Genomic DNA, 6,232 nt, shown 5'->3' on the forward strand with positions numbered 1-6,232 from the left:
ACAGGAATTAAAGGAAACAGCGCCTTTTTCGAATTACCATTATTAGTGAACGGAAAAATCTTTTTTGAGGGGGATCTGTTGCCCGAACAAGGTATTAAACAGCAAGGGGAACTGGTTTACATTGCTTACACTATCGTACCATAAATGGTAATCTTTATTGGGGAGATAAATGGCGTTGAAATTTGTAAAGCCGAAAAATTTGCCCGGTATCCGCGTAGCGTCGCGATACCCATGATCGCTCATTACCATGATCACCGCTTTACCTTTCGTAGCTGCAAACAACTGTTCCAGGTATTTCATTATACGCTTATTGGCATAAACCAGGTATTGGAGGTACCATTTATCTAATCCCAATATTACATTACCCTTTATGGCTTTATAGGTATCAGGCGCTTTACCGGAGCTGTCGAAGATAAAGGGATTATGAGGCATTAGCAGGTGCAGATAGGTGAAGGTGGGTGATTGCTTCCCCGCAGCGGACAGCGTGCCCTGTAACTGATTTTCATGATCAGCGGCCAGCTTTTTATTAAACCAGTTTTGTATAGGGCTCAAATCAATGTGGCTTTGGGGTCCTCCGTAAACGATCTTTGCTATTGAACGGGCATATAGCATTCTGGAGGTGATTAATTCAATATCCCATGGCATTACATGGTAGTTGGGTTCTATACCTCCAAAAGCAAAAAACGAATAATTATGAATGGTATAGTTAAACCGTTTAAAGTATTCAACAGCAGCATTATGATCAATCAACCCTATCATACTTTTATAACCAAAGTCTTTGGTAGAGCCAAATTCTGCAGGCTCGAGGTATCGCATATTGAACATCGACGCCATTGAATAGACAGTGTAGGGGTAATTACTGCTCGATCTGGTATTTATATGAAATCCCTTCTGTTCTAAAAAAGATTCAAAGGCGTTATTGTCATAGTGATAATATTCCTGTAACCCAGCTGTGCCCATGTATTCATCCAGTAATATCAAATAAACATCTGGTTTAATCACGGTATCGGCCAACGGTTTAATTGACGCCGCCACCACAGGGTCTTTAGGTGGTCTCCCGGTAACCATCTGCCAAATTATTGAACAGGTATCAAACAGCACGAGCGTTAATAAAATAACGCTTAAAAAGCGCGTCCATTTAACCGGTGATCTTTTATATCGGAACAATGCCACAAAGGTGAATAAACAAAGCAAGATAAAAGCCGGTAATAACCTGGGGAACAGCGACCATTTTAAAAGGGGTGGGTGTGCAGCCAGCCCATCCTGAACGGCACTGAAAAAAAGATAACTAAAGAACAGTACATTAACAAGTAAAGCAGCCTTATGCGCGTCGCGGTACATTTTTCGAAAAAGAAAGAATAATACCCAGGCAACAGCGCTCAATTCTACGATCAGTAGTAACAGCGATGAAAGCCGTATATAACCTATAAATTCATTATACCCATGCAGCACAAAGAACAGGATAAGCCACTGGAAATAGTACGGAGTTTTAAGTATTTGTTGAAGCTTTGGCATACGCCAATCAGAATAAACCGTATAACTGGGAATCTGTTTCATTACCATAATTAATAAACGGAAGAATCTTTTTTGAGGGGTATCTGTTGCCCGAACAAGGTATTAAACAGTAAGGGGAACTGGTTCACATTGCTTACACTATCGTACCATAAATGGTAATCTTTATTGGGGAGATAGATGGCGTTGAAATTTGTAAAGCCGAAAAATTTATCCGGCATTGCAACAGCATCGCGATTACCATGATCGCTCATTACCATAATCACCGCTTTACCCTGCGTGGCGGCAAATAATTGATCCAGGTATTTCATCAGGCGCTTATTGGTATAGACCAGATATTGGAGATATAATTTATCTATTCCCGATTGCTTATGGCCTTTTACTGCTTTGTAGGTATTGGCAAATTTACCGGTACTGTCGAATATAAAGGGTTTATGGGGCATAAGCAGGTGCAGATAAGTAAAAGCAGGTGATTGCCGGCCGGCCGAATCCAACACGCCCTGCATTTGTTTTTCGTAGATAGCAGCGAGTTTTTTGTTGAACCAGGTTGTTACGGGGCTTAGATCAATATAGTCCTGCGGCTCCGCGTAAATGATCCTGCCAACCGTGCGGGCATACAGCATTCTGAAAGTGATCAGTTCTATATCCCAGGGCACCATGGAGAAATGATATTTGGGATCGATACCGCCTACTACAAAAGGCGAATAATTATGAATGGAATAGTTAAAGCGTTTAAAATATTCAACCACGGCATTACGATCTATCAGCCTGATCATATTTTTATATATAAACCCGGGACTATGGCCCACTTCTGTTGTATCGAGATACCGCATATTGAGCATGGAGGCCATAGCATAAATAGTGGCGTGGTAATTACCTCGCGAGCTGGTATTTATATGAAACCCTTTCTGCCTTAAAAAAGACTCAAAAACGCTGTTGTCGTAATGATAATATTCCTGCAAACCCGATGAGCCCAGGTATTCATCCAGCAGGATCAAATACACATCTGGTTTAGCAGCGGTATCGGCCAGTGGTTTTATTGACTCAGCCGCCATGGGTGCTTTAGGCTGTTTTACAGTAGCTGCCTGCCATAGTATTAAACAGGTATCAAACAGCATCAATGTTACAAACACCCCACTTAAAAAGCGGGTTAACTTTACCGGCGATCTTTTATACCTGAACAATCCTATAAATGTACCAGCACAAACCAACAGCATTACCGGCAATAACCGGGGGAACAACGACCATTTAAAAAGCGGGCGGTAGCCGGCCAGTGCATCCTGAATGGCGCCAAAGAAAAAATAACAGAAGAACAGTACCGAAACCAGCAAAGCGGCCTTATGTGCATCACGGTACATTTTCCGGAAAAGAAAGAAAAGTATCCAGGCCGCTGCACTCAGTTCTACTATCAGTAAAAGCATCGATGAAATTCTTATGAAACCCATAAACTCAGTATACTGATGCAACACAAAAAACAGGATCAGCCACTGGAAATAATAAGGGACTTTAAGAATTTGTTGAAGCTTTTGCATACGTCAATTAGAACAAACCATATAACTGGGAATCTATCTTGCGGATGATATCGCCAAGGTGTTCATCGTTTTCGGGGAACTTGTTTTTATCGATATCTATCACCAGCAACGGACCTTCTTTGTAGCCATCGATCCATTTATTGTAGAAATCATTGAGGCGTTTCAGGTAATCGAGCCGGATATTCTCCTCATATTCACGGCCACGTTTCTGTATTTGCGCAACCAGGGTTGGCACCGATGCTTTCAGGTAGATGAGCAGATCGGGTGGTTGCACCATTGTTTTTAATGTTTCAAAAAACTGGAAGTAGTTATCAAAATCGCGCTTGCTCATTAACCCCATTTCATGGAGGTTGGGCGCGAAGATATAAGCATCTTCATATATAGTACGGTCCTGTACGATGGTTTCGGTACCGCGATGAATATCGTTCAGTTGTTTGAGGCGGCTGTTGAGGAAATAGATCTGCAGGTTAAAACTCCACCTGGGCATATCATCATAAAAATCGAAGAGATAGGGATTATGGTCTACATCTTCAAACTGGGGTATCCAGCGATAATGTTTACTGAGGAGCTCGGTGAGCGTAGTTTTGCCCGCACCGATATTACCCGCTACAGCAATATGCTTCGGTTTTTTTGCTTTTGCCATTATTATAGAGTTCTATCCCGTTTCGTCCCGATTTGTCGGGGCAATCAAAAATTTAAGATATTAATTCTTTCCGGTTTTAAACCTGTTGACCGCGCTTTTTTAATAATAATTCAACCCAATGGCTTCGCGAACCATTTGCATGGTAGTTTGTGCACTGGCCCGGGCTTTTTCAGCTCCCTGGGTCATCACTTTTTTCAGGTAGTTGGTATCCTGCTGAATGGCTTCGGCTTTTTCGCGTATAGGCGCTATAAAGCGTACCATGTCTTCGGCCAGTTGCTTTTTCATATCACCATACCTGATGGTACATGCGTTATAGTCTTCTTCAAATTTCTTAATAACATCCGGGGCACTTACCAGGTTCATCAGCAAAAAGATGTTCTCGATGTAATCGGGTTTAGGCGTGTTTGGTTCTGTGGGTCCGCTATCTGTTTTAGCCTTCATTACTTTTTTGCGGATCAGGTCGTCGGGATCGCTGAGGTATAAGGTGGCGTATTGGTTTTCACTTTTACTCATTTTGCCTGCGCCATCGAGACTGGGCACTTTTATGAGTTCGCTGCCATAGTTAAAAGCAAAGGGTTCAGGGAACACTTCACCCCCATAGCGGTGATTGAAACGGTTTACATAATCTCTGGCCATTTCCAGGTGTTGTTCCTGGTCTTTACCCACCGGTACCAGTTTGGCGCGGTGTAACAAAATATCGGCTGCCTGTAATACAGGATAGGTCAGCAATCCGGCATTTATATTTCCCGGCTGCAAACGGATCTTGTCTTTAAAGGTGGTCGTCTTTTCCAGTACCCCCACCATGGCAATCATATTCAGGTACAGGTACAACTCTGAAGTTTCATAAACATGGCTCTGGCAGTACAGCGCACATTTATCGGGATCGAGACCGCAGGCCAGGTGCTCAGCCAGGACCCGGATTATATTATTTTTTAACTCTTTTGTATCGGGAAGGGTGGTCAATGCATGCAGGTCGGCCACCATAAAAAAGCAGTTGTATTCTTCCTGCATCCGCACGAAGTTGCGCAACGCCCCGAAATAGTTACCCAGGTGTAAAAACCCGGTAGGGCGGATGCCGCTCATGACAATCTCTTTATTAACACTTTGCATAAGGAGGGCGAAGATAAGAAGAAACAAGGTACAAGGCTCAAGGCTCAAGACACAAGGTTCAAGGCCCAGGTAACAAGGCATGAGATTCAAGTATAAGGTACAAAAATCTGAAAATCAAAATTATACCTACTAATAAAGCCTTGTGCCCTGAAATCTTGGCCCTTGTGCCTTAAAAAGTTATTTTTGTTTGTATGGAAGTAAATGACGCATTGGTTCAGAACCTGGCCAACCTGGCCCGCCTGCAGTTCAACGATCAGGAAAAAGAAATAATTAAGAAAGACCTGCAACGAATGATTCATTTTGTCGACAAACTGAATGAATTGAATACGGAGCGGGTGGAACCGCTTTTACATATGACCGATGCCATCAATGTGTTGCGTGAAGATGAGATAAAAGGTTCCATTACCCGCGAAGAAGCACTTAAAAACGCCCCCGACTCAGATGGTACGTTCTTCAAAGTGCCCAAGGTTATTAAAAAACAGGAATAAACTTATTCTATGAGTTCAATCATTCATCTTGAAGATATTCGTAAGAGCTACTTCATGGGTAAACAGGAATTGCAGGTGCTGAAAGGCATTAACCTGGATATTCATAAAAATGAATATGTAGCCCTGATGGGGCCCTCCGGTTCCGGCAAAAGTACCCTGATGAATATTCTTGGCTGTCTCGACTCCCCTTCTGCCGGCCAGTATGTGCTGAATGGTCAGGACGTAAGTAAAATGGCCGATGATAACCTGGCCGATGTGCGTAATAAAGAAATCGGTTTTGTGTTTCAGCAGTTCAACCTGCTGCCCCGGCTTACTGCACTGGAAAACGTAGCCTTACCACTGGTATATGCAGGTGTTGGCCGCAAGGAACGCACGGAGATGGCGATGGATGTAATAAAAAAAGTGGGGCTGGAAGACAGAAGCCATCACAAACCCAATGAATTATCGGGTGGTCAGTGTCAGCGCGTGGCCATTGCCCGGGCGCTGGTAAATAACCCTTCGCTCATTCTGGCCGATGAACCTACCGGAAACCTGGATACCAGGACATCTATAGAGATCATGCAGATATTTGGCCAGATACAGTCGGCTGGCAATACCGTTGTACTGGTTACACACGAAGAAGATATTGCGAATCATGCCAACCGTATTGTGCGTTTACGGGATGGGTTGATTGAAAGCGATAAGCAGAAGGTAGTTGTTGGCGAGTTGACGAGTTAACAAGTTGACGAGTTGACGAGTTGACAAGTTAACGAGGTAGAGGAAGGTTAGGAGGTATTAAGTTGGAAGTTGATAATGGACAAGAGGTGAAAGGAAGGAGAAATGAAAATAGTAGGGAACGTTACATTCTCGCGAACCCTTTCACGTTTCACGTTTGACGTTTCACGATTCAGGATTGCCGATTGCCGATCCTTCCCTCTGCCCTTTGCCTGCCCACCACTGACCACTCA

At 43.4% G+C, this 6,232-nt stretch carries 6 protein-coding genes; 2 read left to right on the top strand and 4 right to left on the bottom strand.

From position 1 onward, the window contains the following. Positions 1-42 precede the first annotated feature (42 nt). From ACJ751_RS00585 to trpS, 4 genes are all read right to left on the bottom strand, one after another. Positions 43-1,515: a hypothetical protein gene (locus ACJ751_RS00585; protein ID WP_407743418.1), complete on the bottom strand. Its 1,473-nt coding sequence runs from the start codon at positions 1,513-1,515 to the stop codon at positions 43-45. A gap of 50 nt (positions 1,516-1,565) precedes the next feature. Further along, positions 1,566-3,044, bottom strand: coding sequence for a sulfatase-like hydrolase/transferase (locus ACJ751_RS00590; protein WP_407743419.1), 1,479 nt, complete (start codon positions 3,042-3,044; stop codon positions 1,566-1,568). A 7-nt stretch (positions 3,045-3,051) separates the two neighbouring features. Continuing rightward, positions 3,052-3,687 (bottom strand): deoxynucleoside kinase, encoded by a 636-nt coding sequence (locus tag ACJ751_RS00595; RefSeq protein ID WP_407743420.1) that lies wholly within the window; start codon positions 3,685-3,687, stop codon positions 3,052-3,054. Positions 3,688-3,786: 99 nt separating this feature from the next. Continuing rightward, a complete protein-coding gene (gene trpS / locus ACJ751_RS00600) occupies positions 3,787-4,797 on the bottom strand; it encodes a tryptophan--tRNA ligase (RefSeq protein WP_407743421.1) in 1,011 nt (336 codons plus the stop codon). Between the two features lie 191 nt (positions 4,798-4,988). Here trpS and gatC point away from each other — a divergent pair, with 191 nt between their 5' ends. Both gatC and ACJ751_RS00610 read left to right on the top strand, forming a co-directional pair. After that, positions 4,989-5,285: an Asp-tRNA(Asn)/Glu-tRNA(Gln) amidotransferase subunit GatC gene (gatC, locus tag ACJ751_RS00605; RefSeq protein WP_407743422.1), complete on the top strand. Its 297-nt coding sequence runs from the start codon at positions 4,989-4,991 to the stop codon at positions 5,283-5,285. Between the two features lie 9 nt (positions 5,286-5,294). Continuing rightward, entirely contained in the window at positions 5,295-6,002 is a 708-nt protein-coding gene (locus ACJ751_RS00610; RefSeq protein ID WP_407743423.1) for an ABC transporter ATP-binding protein, read from the top strand. Positions 6,003-6,232 lie beyond the last annotated feature (230 nt).

This window comes from Niastella sp., from assembly GCF_045805085.1.
Lineage (GTDB): Bacteria > Bacteroidota > Bacteroidia > Chitinophagales > Chitinophagaceae > Niastella.